At 58.3% G+C, this 14,573-nt stretch carries 11 protein-coding genes; 2 read left to right on the top strand and 9 right to left on the bottom strand.

Features of this window, described 5'->3' with window-relative positions; all coding sequences use genetic code 11:
- Position 1 precedes the first annotated feature (1 nt).
- The 4 genes from N8H74_RS21350 to N8H74_RS21335 form a co-directional block, all read right to left on the bottom strand.
- Positions 2–961 carry a MoxR family ATPase gene (locus tag N8H74_RS21350; protein ID WP_217833263.1) on the bottom strand — a complete coding sequence of 320 codons (960 nt, stop codon included), beginning with the start codon at positions 959–961 and terminating at the stop codon, positions 2–4.
- A 279-nt stretch (positions 962–1,240) separates the two neighbouring features.
- A complete protein-coding gene (locus N8H74_RS21345) occupies positions 1,241–1,594 on the bottom strand; it encodes a hypothetical protein (protein ID WP_217833265.1) in 354 nt (117 codons plus the stop codon).
- An 81-nt stretch (positions 1,595–1,675) separates the two neighbouring features.
- Positions 1,676–2,248, bottom strand: coding sequence for a hypothetical protein (locus tag N8H74_RS21340; RefSeq protein ID WP_262150048.1), 573 nt, complete (start codon positions 2,246–2,248; stop codon positions 1,676–1,678).
- A 74-nt stretch (positions 2,249–2,322) separates the two neighbouring features.
- Positions 2,323–3,489: a colicin-like pore-forming protein gene (locus tag N8H74_RS21335; RefSeq protein WP_262150046.1), complete on the bottom strand. Its 1,167-nt coding sequence runs from the start codon at positions 3,487–3,489 to the stop codon at positions 2,323–2,325.
- Positions 3,490–4,037: 548 nt separating this feature from the next.
- Between N8H74_RS21335 and N8H74_RS21330 the strand changes: the two genes are divergently transcribed.
- Positions 4,038–4,622, top strand: coding sequence for a hypothetical protein (locus tag N8H74_RS21330; protein WP_262150044.1), 585 nt, complete (start codon positions 4,038–4,040; stop codon positions 4,620–4,622).
- 454 nt (positions 4,623–5,076) lie between these two features.
- A complete protein-coding gene (locus N8H74_RS21325; protein ID WP_217833274.1) occupies positions 5,077–9,972 on the top strand; it encodes an NAD-glutamate dehydrogenase in 4,896 nt (1,631 codons plus the stop codon).
- A 92-nt stretch (positions 9,973–10,064) separates the two neighbouring features.
- Here N8H74_RS21325 and N8H74_RS21320 read toward each other — a convergent pair whose 3' ends face one another.
- The 5 genes from N8H74_RS21320 to N8H74_RS21300 all read right to left on the bottom strand — a co-directional run bounded on the left by N8H74_RS21320 (position 10,065) and on the right by N8H74_RS21300 (position 14,252).
- The gene (locus N8H74_RS21320; protein ID WP_262150041.1) at positions 10,065–10,778 is read right to left on the bottom strand and encodes an ATPase; all 714 of its coding nucleotides are present in this window, start codon (positions 10,776–10,778) and stop codon (positions 10,065–10,067) included.
- A 242-nt stretch (positions 10,779–11,020) separates the two neighbouring features.
- The gene (locus tag N8H74_RS21315; protein ID WP_262150039.1) at positions 11,021–11,635 is read right to left on the bottom strand and encodes a hypothetical protein; all 615 of its coding nucleotides are present in this window, start codon (positions 11,633–11,635) and stop codon (positions 11,021–11,023) included.
- 181 nt (positions 11,636–11,816) lie between these two features.
- Complete coding sequence (locus N8H74_RS21310) at positions 11,817–12,236, bottom strand: cupin domain-containing protein (protein WP_217833281.1); 420 nt, start codon at positions 12,234–12,236, stop codon at positions 11,817–11,819.
- 165 nt (positions 12,237–12,401) lie between these two features.
- Positions 12,402–12,695 carry a putative quinol monooxygenase gene (locus N8H74_RS21305; RefSeq protein ID WP_262150037.1) on the bottom strand — a complete coding sequence of 98 codons (294 nt, stop codon included), beginning with the start codon at positions 12,693–12,695 and terminating at the stop codon, positions 12,402–12,404.
- Between the two features lie 123 nt (positions 12,696–12,818).
- A complete protein-coding gene (locus N8H74_RS21300) occupies positions 12,819–14,252 on the bottom strand; it encodes a PLP-dependent aminotransferase family protein (protein WP_262150035.1) in 1,434 nt (477 codons plus the stop codon).
- Between the last annotated feature and the right edge of the window lie 321 nt (positions 14,253–14,573).

The following is a 14,573-nucleotide window of genomic DNA, read 5'->3' as shown; positions in this document are numbered from 1 at the left end:
GTCAAGCGACGGCTACGACGTCGAGAATCCGTTGCACCACCCGATCCTGGTCAATGCCGGCGGCTTCGGCTTCAAACGACAGAATGATGCGGTGACGCAACACGTCGAACAGCACGGCCTGAATGTCTTCAGGGCTGACGAAATCGCGTCCGGCCAGCCAGGCATGGGCGCGGGCGCAACGGTCGAGGGCGATCGAACCGCGCGGACTGGCGCCGTAGGCGATCCATTCGGCCATTTCCGGATCGAACTTGGCCGGGTTGCGCGTGGCCATGATCAGTTGCACCAGGTATTCCTCCACGGCGTCCGCCATGTACAAACCGAGGATTTCCTTGCGCGCGGCGAAAATCGCCTGCTGACTGACCCGGCGTTCGGGTTTGGTTTCGCCGTTGAGAGCCTCGCCGCGCGCCTGTTGCAGGATGCGCCGTTCGACGGCGGCGTCGGGGAAGCCGATCTTGACGTGCAGCAGGAAACGGTCGAGCTGGGCTTCCGGCAGCGGGTAGGTGCCTTCCTGCTCGATCGGGTTTTGCGTGGCCATCACCAGAAACAGCGGCGACAGTTCATAGGTGCTGCGCCCGACGCTGACCTGACGCTCGGCCATGGCTTCGAGCAGCGCCGATTGCACCTTGGCCGGGGCACGGTTGATTTCGTCCGCCAGCACCAGGTTGTGGAAGATCGGACCTTGCTGGAACACGAAACTGCCGGTTTCCGGGCGATAGATTTCGGTGCCGGTGATGTCCGCCGGCAGCAGGTCGGGGGTGAACTGGATGCGATGGAACTGGGCTTCGATGCCCTCGGCGAGTTCTTTGATCGCTTTGGTCTTGGCCAGACCCGGAGCGCCCTCGACCAGCATGTGGCCGTCGGCGAGCAGGGCGATGAGCAAGCGCTCGATGAGTTTTTCCTGGCCGAGAATCTGCGTTGAAAGAAAGGTTCGCAGCGCCAGCAGCGCTTCACGATGTTCCATCGATGACTGTTCCTGGAAAGGGTGGCCGAGGCGTTCGAATAACGCCGGGGCTGGGGGCGTTACTTTAATCCATCGCAGGGGGTGGCGACTAACGGCATTTTGCGCAAAGTGCGGGAAATGACTGGGGTAATTGTTGGAAATTTGTAGGGCGGGGGAGGTGCGGTGTTCTTTCGGGGCCTTTCGCGAGCAAGCTCGCTCCCAACGTGACCGCGTTCTGTCAGGGAAACACGATCCATTGTGGGAGCGAGCTTGCTCGCGAAGGCGCCAGTTCAGGCCCCATCAAATCTGGCTGATGAAGGTCCCGGTCCCGTCAAGAATGTTTTTCAGGGTTTCCTCAACCTCGGCCAGATCGACCATGTCCGGGTTGAACGTGATCTCCAGCACATCATCCCCGTTCAGGGCATCAGCATCCGCCGCTGCGATTTCGATTTTCAGCAGGGTGGCGGTCAATGTGGCCTTGACGCCGTCCAGCGTTGAAGGCTCGCCGTCCAGGGTGATTTCCAGCTCGTCTTCGTCCGGATAACGGCTCATCAGAAACATTTCGCCTTTCTTGCTGTGGCAGCAAAGCATGGCCATGTTGTCTTCCTCGTCGTCGCACGGGTTGACGATCAAAAGGTCGGTGGTCATTTGCATGGGGGGAAGTCCTGGGTGGGCGGGGACGCGATGGCGCGACGAAAAAAACGTTATTTTGCCAGTCTGGAGAAAAATCTGCCGCTACATCTTCATTTTTTGTCTCTTGCACAGCCATCGTTTTATGAAAAGTCGTGGAATAGAGTAATAGAAGGAGTATGTGAAAAGGGGGGCTATGAAAAACAATAGGAAAGACATGAGGGAGTGGTGGATGGAGAAGAACAAGACGTTGGCGCCAAATAGGTTGCCGTACTTTCCGGTGCGTGTTCCGAGGTCGTCTGATTCAAGATAGAAAGTACACGCCAAAAAAATAAAGAATAAAGTTCCTCCGATGGAAATGGCCAGATAACGCTTAAGTGTGACGCTCTCGAGTTGCTTTGGGTCTGTTTCTGTTGTGAGGGTTGTGTAGATCGAAAAGACGGCGAGCAGTGGGCCGAATATTGCTACATAGTTTGCAGCGGCTTTTGAGTTGAAAGGAAATAAAGATGACCAAAAGCCAGTTAGTCCAAATAGCTGGTCATCCAGGAGATTGTCGATGGCAATGTCCAGGGCGGTTTGTGGATGTGCGGGCAGGATGAAGCATATAAGAAAAATTGGGGTGCAAAATAAGATGTTCGCCAATAACGGGCGGATATCTCTTGGGCTTTTTTTATACATTCAGGGCTCCTGGATATGCATGTTTTTTTTGTGCTGCAGGATTGAGTCGGTTGAACCCAATCCTGCGGCATCGGTTATGTGGATGATGCGGAATTGAGCTGGTCAAGGAGGATAATGTTTATTCTTTCTACTTTTTTGGCATCCAGATAGGAGGCTACAGCGGCAACCAGTAGGCCCACTATAACGATGCCAGGGATGCTGACTGCGAAGGCTTGGGCATGCATTGCGATAACACCAGCCAGTATGGCGCCTGCCCCCATTCCCGCAGCAATACTTTCCAACTCCAGCATCAAAGGCTTCCAGTCACCGTCACGGAAGCCAATGACCGTCTTCTCGATTACCGAGTGTGCCTGCACTATTTTGCCGGTCACGCCAAACCCCTTGGCCAGTCGATTGACGTTGTCCATGTAGGTCGCCTTGTCCAGCGCATTCAATGCGTCCACCACCGCGCGGGTATCCTGCGGGCTGAGCCTTGCATTCGGGTTGGTCCGCACCTGCTCGAAGGTCTGCATGGCCTCGCTGTAGCTGCGAATCTTTTTGCCTGAAATGTCTTTTTGAAGATCAGTCACCACTTGGTGCAGGTTTGCGCCGTACTTCTCCAGGATGTATTTGTTTGCGTCGGCGACGTAGGCCACGCTGCGTTTGTAATCATCGAGTTGTCGTGCTTTTTCTGCTGCGGCAGCCTTTTCGTCGTCGAGTCGTTTGGCTTCTGCAAGTGCAGCGAGGCGAGCCTGTTCTTGTGCTTGTCGTTGTGCTTCAGCTGCCTGCTGTAGCGCTAGAGCTTCGGCTTGGCGCCGGGCGACTTCAGCATAGAGTCTGGTTTGCCTGTCTTGAAGGCTTGCTATTTGCTTTTGCGAAATTATTGAGTCGTAAGTGGCTTGCAGCTTTGCATGCTGTTTTGATTCTTGAGCGGTTCTAAGCTGTTTTTGAAGGTTTGCGTTTTTTTGAAACAATAGCTCATTGACTACGTTGATCGCTCTGTTTAGCCATGCCTCCGGTGAACTCGTTGTGAATGGTGGGGAGGTGCTTTCTGCAGCGTTTAATTCTATCTGTAAGTCTTGCTCAAGATTTTGCGTGCGGGTGAGATAGTCGTTTTCGATGGCCAGGGTAAATCCATGCATTGGATTGCCGAGAGGGTAGTTCTTGCGGATGTCGTCACGGAGCCTGCCTGGATTTAAAGGGTATATTTCCCATGATCCGTCGCCGTAAGTGATTATTCCCGGGAAGTTGTCTTCTGGCATGTTGGTTCCTTTCTGTTGAAAGCCCAATCCTTTGGGCTTTTTGTTTCTGGGGGGGGGGCGGTAGTTTGTAACTTGAAAATATTGATAGCACTACTCGCTACAGTGCACAAACTGCGTTGTAGGAAAATGTTCTTATAATTGTGTGGGGTAAATCCTGCTGGTCTGTAAGAAATGATTAGATTCTTCTAATGCTCTGTTTTATATAGGTTTTATGTACGCCGTAACCGACGAGTACAGAGAGCAACTCATTTGAGAGAAAAAACGGATAGGGCGCGAATTTCTCCAATGCCTGAGGTTGAATTTTGCGGTCACTTTTTGGGCATCAGGACTGATGGCGCCGCTAAGCGGCGTTTGTGAGGGATTGTTCTTAAAGACTTTTCAGACGGGCTGGTACGAATATTTCCTGTTCCGGGTAGGGTATCGGGAAATCGACAAAATCGCAGCCGTTCAGCGGTTTTGGGCTTGTTTGAGCCCGCGTTTGCCGCCAGATTCCGTAGTTCAACCGCAAGGGAGTGCGATTGCCATCATGAAAAAAAGGATCTCTTTCAATGACTCAATATTTCGAATGGCCGGAAGAAATCCGGCATTTGTCCGAGGCGCAGGTCGAACAGCTTTATCAGCGTTACCTCGGCGGTGAAAAGAAAGCCGGACTGATCGCCGAATTCGGCCTCCCGACAACGCTGAACAGCGTGCTGGAAGTGTTGCCGCCGATGGTCAGTGCGGACCTGACCTGCCCGTATTGTGATCGGCCGATGTGGATGCGCCGTCCGGCCAGAGGAACGCCGGTTTCGCGATACGTGTACAACTGCGCAAGTTGCGCACATCGCTATTACGCATCCGACCCCGTTGCCCGCCGCGAGGCGGGCAGGCGCGAGATGTGCAATTGCGGGAAGTGCGCCAAAGTCCGCCAGCAACAGATTGCCGTCGAGGCGGAGCGTGACCGGCTGGAGCAGGCGGCACGCTACAACCCGTTCACGCCGTCCGTCTCCGACCCAGACAATCATCAGTTGTTCTGCCGCGAATGCGACTCCCCCAACATCGACGCCAGCATGGACAAGATGATCCTGCGAACCGTCTGCTACGACTGCTCCACCATCAGCAAATTCAGGGCTTTCGAAGAGCTGCCGGACTGATCCGGTTCGAGCGCCCATGGTCCGGCAACGGCCATGGGCGTTTTCATTTCGGGATGTGTAACGCCAGGTCATCGCTTCTGGCACGCCGGTTCCGCAAATCGGCCTTTGAACCGGCCAATTTCCTCAACGACTGCTAGTGTTGTTCGATGCATTCGACGCCGTTTACGTGCCAATGACCGAATATGTCGCAGCACCGCAAGCAGACACATTGTCGCAGCCTTTAAGCTGCGCAACGGATGGGCACCCGTAAAGGCATTGTCGATGCACCTGGCAGTCGTTTTTGCAGATGCCCATCCATGGAAGGTGAATGTGACTTGATTGTCTCGTCCAGCTTCACCCACCTGTCACCCTGTTTCCTCTGCCCGAGAATCAGGAACAGGGCGACGAAACGCCCCGAAAGGGGTTTTGCATGTGACGCTTTCCATCAATAACAAGCCCAAGCGGAGTACCACAGATGGCGTTCTTCACCGCAGCCAGCAAAGCCGACTTCCAGCATCAACTGCAAGCGGCACTGGCGCAGCACATCAGTGAACAGGCACTGCCACAAGTGGCGCTGTTCGCTGAACAATTCTTCGGCATCATTTCCCTGGACGAGTTGACCCAGCGTCGCCTCTCCGACCTCGCTGGCTGTACTCTTTCTGCGTGGCGCCTGCTTGAGCGCTTCGATCACGCGCAACCGCAAGTGCGCGTCTACAACCCCGATTACGAACGTCATGGCTGGCAGTCGACCCACACCGCGGTCGAAGTGCTGCACCATGACTTGCCGTTCCTGGTGGACTCGGTGCGTACCGAGCTGAACCGTCGCGGCTACAGCATTCACACCCTGCAGACCACCGTGCTGAGCGTGCGTCGTGGCGACAAGGGCGAGCTGCTGGAAATCCTGCCGAAGGGCACCACGGGCGAAGGCGTTCAGCACGAATCGCTGATGTACCTGGAAATCGACCGTTGCGCCAACGCGGCCGAGCTGAATGTGCTGACCAAGGAACTGGAGCAGGTCCTTGCCGAAGTCCGCGTCGCGGTCGCCGATTTCGAGCCGATGAAGGCCAAGGTGCAGGAAATCCTCACCGGGCTCGATAACAGCGCGTTCGCCGTCGATGCCGACGAGAAGAACGAAATCAAGAGTTTCCTCGACTGGATGGTGAACAATCATTTCACCTTCCTGGGCTACGAAGAGTTCGTGGTTTCCGATCAGGCCGATGGCGGCCACATCGAGTACGACCAGCATTCGTTCCTCGGCCTGACCAAGCTGCTGCGTACCGGCATGACGTATGACGAAACGCGCATCGAAGACTACGCCGTCACCTACCTGCGTGAACCGAAGCTGCTGACCTTCGCCAAGGCCGCGCACCCGAGCCGCGTCCACCGTCCGGCGTACCCGGACTACGTGTCGATCCGTGAAATCGACGCCAACGGCAAAGTCATCAAGGAACACCGTTTCATGGGCCTGTACACCTCGTCGGTGTACGGCGAGAGCGTGCGGAGCATTCCGTTCATCCGTCGCAAGGTCGAGGAAATCGAACACCGCTCCGGCTTCCAGGCCAAGGCTCACCTGGGCAAGGAACTGGCGCAGGTGCTCGAAGTGCTGCCGCGTGACGACCTGTTCCAGACCCCGGTCGACGAGCTGTTCAGCACCGTGATGTCGATCGTGCAGATCCAGGAGCGCAACAAGATCCGCGTGTTCCTGCGCAAAGATCCGTACGGCCGCTTCTGCTACTGCCTGGCCTACGTGCCGCGTGACATCTATTCCACTGAAGTTCGCCAGAAGATCCAGCAGGTGCTGATGGAGCGCCTGAAGGCCAGCGACTGCGAGTTCTGGACGTTCTTCTCCGAGTCCGTGCTGGCGCGCGTGCAGCTGATCCTGCGCGTCGACCCGAAAAACCGCATCGACATCGACCCGCAGCAACTGGAAAACGAAGTGATCCAGGCCTGCCGCAGCTGGCAGGACGACTACACCGCGCTGACCGTGGAAAACTTCGGCGAAGCCCAGGGCACCAACGTGCTGGCGGACTTCCCGAAAGGCTTCCCGGCCGGTTACCGCGAGCGTTTCGCCGCGCATTCGGCCGTGGTCGACATGCAGCACCTGCTCAGCCTGAGCGAAAAAAATCCGCTGGTGATGAGCTTCTATCAGCCATTGGGTCAGGTGACCGGTCAGCGCGAGCTGCACTGCAAGCTGTATCACGCCGATACCCCGCTGGCCCTGTCCGACGTTCTGCCGATCCTGGAAAACCTCGGTCTGCGGGTGCTCGGTGAGTTCCCGTACCGCCTGCGCCACACCAATGGCCGCGAGTTCTGGATCCACGATTTTGCCTTCACCGCTGCCGAAGGCCTGGACCTGGACATCCAGCAACTCAACGACACCCTGCAGGACGCGTTCGTCCACATCGTCCGTGGCGATGCCGAGAACGATGCGTTCAACCGTCTGGTGCTGACCGCCGGCCTGCCATGGCGCGACGTGGCGCTGCTGCGTGCCTACGCCCGCTACCTGAAGCAGATCCGCCTGGGCTTCGACCTCGGCTACATCGCCAGCACCCTGAACAACCACACCGACATCGCTCGTGAGCTGACCCGGTTGTTCAAGACCCGCTTCTACCTGGCGCGCAAGCTGAGCAACGAGGATCTGGACGACAAGCAACTGCGTCTGGAGCAAGCGATCCTGACGGCGCTGGACGACGTCCAGGTGCTCAACGAAGACCGCATCCTGCGTCGTTACCTGGACCTGATCAAGGCCACGCTGCGGACCAACTTCTACCAGACCGACGCCAACGGTCAGAACAAGTCGTACTTCAGCTTCAAGTTCAACCCGCACGCGATTCCAGAGCTGCCGAAGCCGGTGCCGAAGTTCGAAATCTTCGTCTACTCGCCACGCGTCGAAGGCGTCCACCTGCGTTTCGGCAACGTGGCCCGTGGCGGTCTGCGCTGGTCCGACCGTGAAGAAGACTTCCGTACCGAAGTCCTTGGCCTGGTGAAAGCCCAGCAAGTGAAGAACTCGGTCATCGTGCCGGTGGGTGCGAAGGGCGGCTTCCTGCCGCGTCGCCTGCCACTGGGCGGCAGCCGTGACGAGATCGCGGCCGAGGGCATCGCCTGCTACCGCATCTTCATCTCCGGTCTGTTGGACATTACCGACAACCTGAAGGACGGCGCCCTGGTGCCGCCGGCCAACGTCGTGCGTCATGACGACGATGACCCGTACCTGGTAGTGGCAGCGGACAAGGGCACTGCAACCTTCTCCGACATCGCCAACGGCATCGCCATCGACTACGGCTTCTGGCTGGGCGACGCGTTCGCCTCCGGTGGTTCGGCCGGTTACGACCACAAGAAAATGGGCATCACCGCCAAGGGCGCGTGGGTGGGCGTTCAGCGTCACTTCCGCGAGCGCGGCATCAACGTCCAGGAAGACAGCGTCACCGTGGTCGGCGTGGGTGACATGGCCGGCGACGTGTTCGGTAACGGCCTGTTGATGTCCGACAAGCTGCAACTGGTCGCGGCGTTCAACCACCTGCACATCTTCATCGACCCGAATCCGGATCCGGCTTCGAGCTTCGCCGAGCGTCAGCGCATGTTCGACCTGCCGCGTTCGGCCTGGTCGGATTACGACACCAGCATCATGTCCGCCGGCGGCGGCATCTTCTCGCGCAGCGCGAAGAGCATCGCCATCTCGCCGGAAATGAAAGCGCGCTTCGACATCCAGGCCGACAAGCTGACCCCGACCGAACTGCTGAACGCGCTGCTCAAGGCGCCGGTGGATCTGTTGTGGAACGGCGGTATCGGTACGTACGTCAAGGCCAGCACCGAAAGCCACGCCGATGTCGGCGACAAGGCCAACGATGCGCTGCGTGTGAACGGCAACGAGCTGCGCTGCAAAGTGGTGGGCGAGGGCGGTAACCTCGGCATGACCCAACTGGGCCGTGTGGAATTCGGTCTCAATGGCGGCGGTTCCAACACCGACTTCATCGACAACGCCGGTGGCGTGGACTGCTCCGACCACGAAGTGAACATCAAGATCCTGCTGAACGAGGTGACTCAGGCCGGTGACATGACCGACAAGCAACGCAACCAGTTGCTGTCGAGCATGACCGACGAAGTCGGAAACCTGGTGCTGGGCAACAACTACAAGCAGACTCAGGCCCTGTCCCTGGCGGCCCGCCGTGCCTACGCGCGGATCGCCGAGTACAAGCGTCTGATGAGCGACCTGGAAGGCCGTGGCAAGCTGGATCGCGCCATCGAGTTCCTGCCGACCGAAGAGCAACTGGCCGAGCGCGTTGCCGAAGGCCATGGCCTGACCCGCGCCGAGCTGTCGGTGCTGATCTCGTACAGCAAGATCGACCTCAAGGAACAGCTGCTCAACTCGCTGGTGCCGGATGATGACTACCTGACCCGCGACATGGAAACGGCGTTCCCGCCGAGCCTGGTCAGCAAGTTTGCCGAAGCCATGCGTCGTCACCGCCTGAAGCGCGAGATCGTCAGCACCCAGATCGCCAACGATCTGGTCAACCACATGGGCATCACTTTCGTTCAGCGACTGAAAGAGTCGACCGGCATGACCCCGGCGAACGTGGCCGGTGCTTACGTGATCGTGCGCGACATCTTCCACCTCCCGCACTGGTTCCGTCAGATCGAAGCCCTGGACTATCAGGTTTCCGCCGACGTGCAACTGGAGCTGATGGACGAGCTGATGCGTCTGGGCCGTCGCGCCACGCGCTGGTTCCTGCGTGCCCGTCGCAACGAGCAGAACGCTGCCCGTGACGTCGCGCACTTCGGTCCGCACCTGAAGGAGCTGGGTCTGAAGCTCGACGAACTGCTCAGCGGCGAGATCCGCGAAAACTGGCAGGAGCGTTATCAGGCTTATGTTGCCGCCGGTGTACCGGAGCTGCTGGCGCGTATGGTGGCGGGTACGACGCACCTGTACACGCTGCTGCCGATCATCGAGGCTGCCGACGTGACTGGCCAGGATCCGGCGGAAGTGGCCAAGGCCTACTTCGCCGTGGGCAGTGCCCTGGACATCACCTGGTACATCTCGCAGATCAGCGCCTTGCCGGTTGAAAACAACTGGCAGGCCCTGGCCCGTGAAGCGTTCCGTGACGACGTCGACTGGCAGCAACGCGCGATCACCATCGCCGTTCTGCAGGCGGGCGGCGGTACTCAGGACGTGGAAGCGCGTCTGGCGCTGTGGATGGAGCAGAATGCCGCGATGATCGAACGCTGGCGCGCCATGCTGGTGGAAATCCGTGCCGCCAGCGGCACCGACTACGCCATGTATGCGGTCGCCAACCGTGAGCTCAACGACGTGGCGCTGAGCAGCGGCCAGGCACCGGTGGTTGCACCTGCAAACACCGAGCTTGAACCGGCCTGATCCGGCGCTGAATGAAAAAGCCCCTGCATCGTGAGATGCAGGGGCTTTTTTTGTCTGAAGGATTTGTAGCGTCGGTACTGGCTTCTTTGCGGTCAATACACCTTCTGCGCCTGATGATCTTCAAGCATCGACACCTTCTGCGCCGGCCGGCTCACCAGACTGTCCAGCGACTGGTCAAACTTCTGTAACGCCCGAACCTGTACGTCCTGCTGTTGATGGATATCGGCAACGATGTCCTCGGTGCGCTTGTAATCGGCCCATAGCGGGCTCAGTGCTGCGGCGTCTGAGCCTCTGGCCGTGCCGATATAGTTGAGTTGCGCATCGTAAAAATCGGCACTCACATCGGCCTTGATGTCGGAGCTGCGCGATGTCATCAACTGGCTGTGGGTATCGACGATCGCCAGCACATCGGGCCGGGCGGCGCGCAGGCTTTGCATGTCCGGGTAAACCGTCACCGAGCCGAACTGACGTTGCAACGAGGCCTTGACCCAATCCACCGCCATGTCCGGCTTCGAAGTGGCGACGTAGGCGTCATGGATCGGCTGCACCAGCAGGCTCTGGCCGAAACCGGTGCCGGCGTTGGCCTGGTAGTCACGCAGGTATTCACGATTGGTCTGGGTGCTCGGGCTGTAGACAATGCCCAGCGACACGCCGGGGCCGCTCTGCACCTGAGTCGCGTTGCTGCGACCCACTGGGGCAGTGAACAGCGTATCGAGCGAGGACACCGCTTTCGGTGCGGTAGGAACCGAACAGGCGGCCAAGGCTAATACCGAAATCGCTAAAGTACCGGCAAACACAAGTTTCATGGTGTTTCTCCCGTGAAACAAAGTCAGTCAAAGTTTCAAGTTGCCGTCGATATCGACAGTTGCCACATACTAAACCGGACAATGATTAACGAAATAACCAATTGGCTGAACAAAGGCTGAACAATAGTCTTGTTTGCTGTAACCGGATTTGGTTAATCGCTCAAGGGAATAAAAAATGCTCAAACCAAAGATTTGAGCATTTCACTTATGGCTGATGGCGTTTCTTATTGTTTTGTTAATGCTCAGTCGTCGTTTTCATCGCCGCGAAGCGGTTCAATCCAGACCACGTAAGGGGTGTTGCCGGTCGGTTGGGAAACGTTTCGTTCAAGAATCGTGAGATTGAATTTGACCGAATCGCCACTCTTGTCCGCGTAGCTGTAAACATGCGGGTTGCTCCTGTATTGCCGGTTGACCGTTCCGGCATTGCGCACTTTCAAGACGATGCTGGCCTGGCGGGAAGGCAGTTGATCCAGGGTCACGATACTGTCGCTGGCGTTCAGCAGATGGAACGACGTGGCGTTGTCAGCGCCGGCCAGTGCCGCCAGACAACCGTCCCGGTCCTTGCCGATGTACTTGCCATGGCCGATTTCGCTCAGAATTTGCAGGGTGTAGCGATCGCCGTGACACTGGAAGTACACGAACATGTCTTGCGACTTTGTCCGCGTCTGCGGGCGGGCTGTTCGCGCGGTGACCATTTTTCCGAGTCGGGAATAGCGGTGCCGGGTGGTCAGGCGATTCTGCTGATTGGCCAGGGTGTTGTTGAACCAGCTGCTTTCCAGCCATTGACCGAAAAGGGTCATGCCGGCGTCATCGCACCTGATGGCTGCAATAAAGGATTTCTGTTGTTCAGTGCTCATATACATATTCCATTGTCAAGTTGGGTTCGCGTCCTGCGAGCGCTGATACTAATGGAAGTTTTAATTGTTCGAAGAGAGTAACGGTTGCTTCATGTTTCGCTCGCAACGGAACTCGGTGTTGTTGCGTTTTAGTGAAGTAAGGAAAAGGCCCGAATCAACGATTCGGGCCTTGTAGTTGCGATCACTTTTCCAGAGGAATCAGGATTTGTTCCTCTGGCGCAAGCACCATGAACACCAGCAACCTGGCAGGCTTGCTCTTGCTGGCGTTCTTCGACACCAGATGCTCGGAGCCGGCCGGCTCGTACCAGTATTGGCCCTTCTTGTAGGTGATCGGCTGTTCGCCCTTGACCTGGGAAACGATCTCGCCTTCCAGTACGTAGGCCATGGCAGTGCCTTCGTGTTTGTGGGCGATGGAGGACTGTCCGGGCTTGTAATCGACTTCGATCATCAGGGCTTTTTTGCCCGGAACGTTTTTCAGCATCTGATCCTGCAGCACCGTGACTTTCTCGGACGGGGCGTCAGTGCCGTGGGCCAGTACAGACGCGGAAACGGTCAGGGCGAGGGCGGCGAGCGGTGCGGCAAACACGTGCAGGGTTTTCATGGGAGGTCACCGGTTGGCTGAGTGGTCGGTCATCACGGTAGTCCGCGCGCCGCGACATTTACACCGCCAATATTCGGGAAGTTCAGGTGACCAATGTGTGGTGTGGCGCATAAAAAAGACCGCAGTCTTCGAACCTGCCGAAGACTGCGGTCTTTTGATCGTTACTCAAACAATCGGAAAGCTGTTGAAGTCGACGCTGTTTGCCAGCCGGCTGTCGATCAGGTCGATAAACCCTTGAGCCTCAGGCCGGTTGAAGTGCGCCTGCATGGCCGCCTCCGACTGCCAGTGGGCGCTGACCAGCCAGCGCTGGCTGTCTTCGGGGCAGCGATCGACCATGTAGGAATCGCAACCGGGCGTCTGGCGCAGGGTCTCGACGATTTTCTGCAGTTGCCTGCCCAGCTCCTCTGATCTGCCGGTGGCAGCCTGCACCTGAACGGTGTTGATCACTTCGTTGGACATTGCTCACACTCCTGAATCAGGCCGGACGAATCCTGCTCATTGAGGGATAACGCCTGTGCAGGATAGGCCTGCACTCCCGGATCACCAATAACCAATCAGCGGTTAATCGGTTAGACCAATCTCTCACGCCACTTGTTGCAGAATGTCGCGCAGGCGATCAAGGGCGATGTCGATGTCCAGGGTTTCGATGGCGCCGAAGCCGAAGTACATCCCGCTTCTGACCGGTTGCTGATGAAAGAAACCGTCGATGGCGTACAGCCCGACTTCGACTTTTCTGGCCAGTTCGATCACCAGCGGCAGGTTGATCGGTACTTTGCAAAACACTGCCATATGAAACCCGGCGCTGGGCGGCACGGCCTCCAGCCACGGCGCCAGATCGGTGGCCATGCGCGCCAGGATGCGCTCGCGACGCTGGGCATAAATGGTGTGACAGCGGCGGATATGCTTGAGCAGGCAGCCCTCGGCGATGAACTTCGCCAGCGCCCATTGCGGCAGGGTGGAGGCGTGCAGGTCGGTGAGTTGTTTGGCGCGGATCACCGCTTCGAGAATCGCCGGCGGCAGGATCGCATAACCCAGGCGCAGCTCTGGCAGCAGGGTCTTGGAGAAGGTGCCGACGTAGGCGACGATGCCGCGCTGATCGAGGTTGTGCAGCGAGTCGGTCGGGCGACCCTCGTAGCGGAATTCGCTGTCATAGTCGTCCTCGATGATGATTGCGCCCAGTTCGTGGGCGCGCTCCAGCAGCGCTACACGCCGCGCCTGGCTCATCGACATGCCCAGTGGAAACTGATGCGAGGGCGTTACATAAATCAGGCGGGTGCCATCGGGAATGTGCTCGACCTGAATTCCCTCGGCATCCACCGGCACCCCGACCACTTCGGCGCCATGGGTGCCGAACAGCAGGCGCGCCGGCGGGTAGCCGGGGTCTTCCATCGCCACCCGACTGCCGGGGCTGATCAGAACGCGGGTGATCAGGTCCAGCGCCTGTTGCGCGCCGTTGCACACCACGATGTCCTCGTCCTGACAGTTGACCCCACGGGAGAACGCGATGTGCCGGGCAATCGCGTTGCGCAGCGCTGGCAAGCCTTCGGGCAGGCTGTAGAAACCTTTGGAAGCGGCGATCTGGCGCAGCGCGTGGGAGACGCAGCGGCGCCAGTCATCCTGGGGAAACTGGCCCTTGCTGGTGGCGCCGCCGATGAAGTCGTAGCGCAATGAGCCTTCCAGCGTCGGATGGCGCAGGAACACCGGCAGGTTGCGCCAGCGCTCGATGACGTCGGCACCGGCCAGTTCCGAATGGCTTTGCTTGCGCTGGGGCGAGGCGGGGCGGGCGTTGACGTAGGTGCCTTTGCCGATCACGCCGGTGAGGAAGTTTTCGTAGGTCAGTTGGGCGTAGGTATCGGAGATTGTTTTGCGTGAGATCCCCAGTTGCTCGGCGAGCAGGCGGCTGGGGGGCAATTGGGTGCCGGCGGTCAGTCGTCCGGATTCGATGGCGCCACGCAGTTGTTGATACAACTGACCGGCGAGGTCCTTGCGGCCGTTGATCACGACATGAAGTTCCATATCGGCTTGGGTCTCCGGGGGGATTGTGCGGGGGTCAGGTTACTCTGGTTTGGGGGTTGGGCTGTAGTTGGGTGGAGGGAATCTGTGGAATTGGTCTGGTTGTGTGGGGTGTTTTTTTGGGGGCGGTGTGAATATCCGTTGCTTCGGGTGTTGCGGCTGTCGGTTCCGCCCTGACGGTCGGGTTACTTTGGCAAACGCCCCAAAGTAACCAAAGGTCTTGCCCCGGCGTACGGCCCCTCGCTTAGGCTCGGGGTTCCTTCGTTGCGGGATTCATCCGGGGGCATCGCCTACGGTTTGCTTCGCTGCACCTCCTCTCGATGT

The organism is Pseudomonas sp. B2M1-30, assembly GCF_025447575.1.
Taxonomy (GTDB): Bacteria; Pseudomonadota; Gammaproteobacteria; order Pseudomonadales; family Pseudomonadaceae; genus Aquipseudomonas; species Aquipseudomonas botevensis.
Note: the sequence above shows the minus strand (reverse complement) of the source record. Positions and strands in the feature narration are given on the sequence as shown.

Excerpts from the sequence above, each read along its gene's own strand:
- N8H74_RS21315 (WP_262150039.1), bottom strand. The coding sequence starts at position 11,635 with ATGAGCACTGAACAACAGAAATCCTTTATTGCAGCCATCAGGTGCGAT.
- N8H74_RS21305 (WP_262150037.1), bottom strand. The coding sequence starts at position 12,695 with ATGTCCAACGAAGTGATCAACACCGTTCAGGTGCAGGCTGCCACCGGC.
- N8H74_RS21340 (WP_262150048.1), bottom strand. The coding sequence starts at position 2,248 with ATGTATAAAAAAAGCCCAAGAGATATCCGCCCGTTATTGGCGAACATC.
- N8H74_RS21350 (WP_217833263.1), bottom strand. The coding sequence starts at position 961 with ATGGAACATCGTGAAGCGCTGCTGGCGCTGCGAACCTTTCTTTCAACG.
- N8H74_RS21325 (WP_217833274.1), top strand. The coding sequence starts at position 5,077 with ATGGCGTTCTTCACCGCAGCCAGCAAAGCCGACTTCCAGCATCAACTG.
- N8H74_RS21320 (WP_262150041.1), bottom strand. The coding sequence starts at position 10,778 with ATGAAACTTGTGTTTGCCGGTACTTTAGCGATTTCGGTATTAGCCTTG.
- N8H74_RS21300 (WP_262150035.1), bottom strand. The coding sequence starts at position 14,252 with ATGGAACTTCATGTCGTGATCAACGGCCGCAAGGACCTCGCCGGTCAG.
- N8H74_RS21310 (WP_217833281.1), bottom strand. The coding sequence starts at position 12,236 with ATGAAAACCCTGCACGTGTTTGCCGCACCGCTCGCCGCCCTCGCCCTG.
- N8H74_RS21330 (WP_262150044.1), top strand. The coding sequence starts at position 4,038 with ATGACTCAATATTTCGAATGGCCGGAAGAAATCCGGCATTTGTCCGAG.
- N8H74_RS21345 (WP_217833265.1), bottom strand. The coding sequence starts at position 1,594 with ATGCAAATGACCACCGACCTTTTGATCGTCAACCCGTGCGACGACGAG.
- N8H74_RS21335 (WP_262150046.1), bottom strand. The coding sequence starts at position 3,489 with ATGCCAGAAGACAACTTCCCGGGAATAATCACTTACGGCGACGGATCA.